At 54.3% G+C, this 2,567-nt stretch carries 3 protein-coding genes and 1 pseudogene; 2 read left to right on the top strand and 2 right to left on the bottom strand.

Annotated features, from left to right (window positions below; translation table 11 throughout):
* A pseudogene (locus FJT57_RS17065) lies at positions 1 to 291 on the top strand (hypothetical protein); the annotation flags it as partial.
* Between the two features lie 31 nt (positions 292 to 322).
* Positions 323 to 652 (top strand): hypothetical protein, encoded by a 330-nt coding sequence (locus FJT57_RS15125; protein ID WP_144906671.1) that lies wholly within the window; start codon positions 323 to 325, stop codon positions 650 to 652.
* A gap of 182 nt (positions 653 to 834) precedes the next feature.
* Here FJT57_RS15125 and FJT57_RS15120 read toward each other — a convergent pair whose 3' ends face one another.
* The gene (locus FJT57_RS15120; RefSeq protein ID WP_144906669.1) at positions 835 to 1,845 is read right to left on the bottom strand and encodes a restriction endonuclease; all 1,011 of its coding nucleotides are present in this window, start codon (positions 1,843 to 1,845) and stop codon (positions 835 to 837) included.
* A gap of 95 nt (positions 1,846 to 1,940) precedes the next feature.
* Complete coding sequence (locus FJT57_RS17060) at positions 1,941 to 2,462, bottom strand: hypothetical protein (RefSeq protein WP_238994020.1); 522 nt, start codon at positions 2,460 to 2,462, stop codon at positions 1,941 to 1,943.
* Positions 2,463 to 2,567: the final 105 nt, after the last annotated feature.

Below are 2,567 nucleotides of genomic sequence, written 5' to 3'. Positions count from 1 at the left end.
CTCGATGCCGAGTTCCCCCTCGATGACGGTGAGAACGCGGCGGTCACGCTCGCGAACGATCTCGACGCTGCGCTCTTCCTCTGTGACGAGTTCAACCAACTCGGCCTGATCCACGCCTCACTCGCTGATACCAGGCTCGTCACAACACCGACGCTGCTCTCGGTTCTCGTTCGAACTGAACACCTATCGGCTTCCGATGCGCGGCTGCTCCTCGATGCGATCAGCGACGCCCGTAGCTGGGGCGCGAACAGTTACGTACAGCGAGCTCGCTCGTTGCTCGAGGAGGCCTGATACCGTGGAGGATACTTCGAAGTGACCAGGTATGCCCGATGACGACGCTCTCTACGACGTTCGTGAACGAACCAAGAATCCCGAGCATGCATCAGTTGATGATGTAGTCGAACTCGTGCTCGAACGCGCACAGCATCCCCGGACGGAGCACCGGGACGCGCATCTCGACGAGATGATGGCTACTGTCGTCGACAGGTACGGGACCGACCCCGTCCGAACCGTTATCCATCGCATCCTCGTCGACCACTACCCCTTTCGGACTGCCACGCACGACCTCGAGATGCGCAACGTCGACGGTGTTCGTATCGGGACGGCAGCCGGCCAGTTCCTCACAGAATTGAACGCGAACCACGACGATTGAAATACAGTTTCTGAAAGCCCTCGGCCGCTCGACATCCCACTATCGCACCGCAACGCCGGTTGTAGTTTCGTCCCCATGGTTGGTGCTCAACGAGACCCGTTTCCGGTACAGAGATCCTCTCTAGCGGCGGCTCGAACCGGATCGGCATCAGAGTGACTTCCAGACTCCCGAAAGGGACCATTTTAGCTCGTATGTATCGAAACTCCTCTAACTGACTCCAGACTAGTTTTGAGGTCGTCAGGCAAGCTCGGAATGTCGGCAAGATCCACTTCGGTAAAATCAATCTCGATTCCGTAACGATCGATCTCGATTCGGGAGAGGTCGCGTATTGAGCTCAGATCTACTGCCAGAAGATACTTCGTAGTCTCCTGTATGCGGATGTCAATATCAAGATTCCGTGGGCCGGTTTGCGTTCTCACCTCCGGATCGTGTGTCTGCCAGCCGTTTCGAAGTGGTTTCTCGGAGAGGGAAATCGGATTGTGCTTTGACCCGGTGCTATCAACGACGTCAACCTCCTGTGAGGCCCCAATAGCCAGCCAGACACTATCTTGAAGACTACGAGTGTGGAGAGTAAGGGCTACGAAGAGCCCATCGAAATCCATTTCGTGTCGAGAAAGATCACTCTCGGAAGAGAAATTAACGCGTGCAATTCCGAATAATTCTGCGATGACGTCATCACCAATTCCCCGGGGCAATCCAGCTGTTTCGCGATTTCTCTCCCTCGATTTTGCATCTGTCTCTCGTGGTGCGAAGCTCGATGTGTGAAGGCCTCCAGTCGTAGTTTCCACCAACTCCATCACGTCGTTCTCCTCTACCAGCTGAGCAAGCTGCTCTCCATTGATGCATTTTACATTCAGGTCTGAGGCGATTGCACGCGCCTCCGACGTGAATGCACTCGTGGTCACAACAAGGACCTGATCGACGTTCTCTTCTTGCTGTCGGAGCGAACTATACTCTCTAATTTGCGGGCTCCCGACTCGGTTATCAGACTGGTATCGCTTAGCCTGAATCAGGATTTTTTGCTGATACGGATGAAACCGCTTAGCGATAACATCAATTCCACGATCGCTCGATCCAGTGGTAACTTCTGTTTCCCAACCAAGTCGTTCCCAGAGATCACCGATGAACTGCTCAAATTCGTCCGGCTCTATATTCTGTAGATGTTGGATGATTTCAGCACTGGAGAGTGGCATCTACGCAGACGAAATACCGCGTGGCTCTTATTAATGGAGGGTAATACTGACCGTCCGGTTTTGGCACTGGCCTTCCATAGTATACCTGCGACCTGCTATACCAGGTTTGGAATATATGGACCGAAGGCAATAAAGAGCCCACTCAGTAGGTGGGGCCACTCGTTCGAGAGGTTCCAATTTTCGATCAGTAAGTGTAGATACCACATACCGGCCACCAGCAAAAGCCCAGTAGTCTGAACAACAACGAACGGGAAGGGTTCGACCATTCGAGGGATGATGACGTCCACTAAGAGGCCGGCGCCGACACCAACCACAAGAAGGATCAGCAGCGCACGTTCCTCATTCTGGAGCGTCTGTCGGCTTCGAAACGAGATCTCACTGGTACTGTAGGCAATATGGGCAATCATCCCCGCGCCAACTCCTTTCAACGCCATTACTACCAGGTGCCGTAGCTCTGTAAATTCATCAAGCGACGCCAGCAGATGATTCAGAGCACGAACGTCGGCGAACGAGATGAGGACCACAGTGAGACCAATTCCGAGCGGCCACACGTGTTCGACGTCGATGTACTCACTGTCCGCAGCCCAGGACATAATCGCATCATAGAGGCCAGACATTCGGGTGCCGATAGTGAGCACGCGATTGTAAAGCATCACTGTCGAAAGCCCTCGGCCGCTCGGCATCCCGCGCCCCACGCTGCGCTCCTCGTTCCTGTGGTGCTA

Source organism: Halobellus captivus, from assembly GCF_007655485.1.
GTDB classification, from domain to species: Archaea; Halobacteriota; Halobacteria; order Halobacteriales; family Haloferacaceae; genus Haloquadratum; species Haloquadratum captivum.
This window is presented reverse-complemented; position numbering and strand designations above follow the sequence as displayed.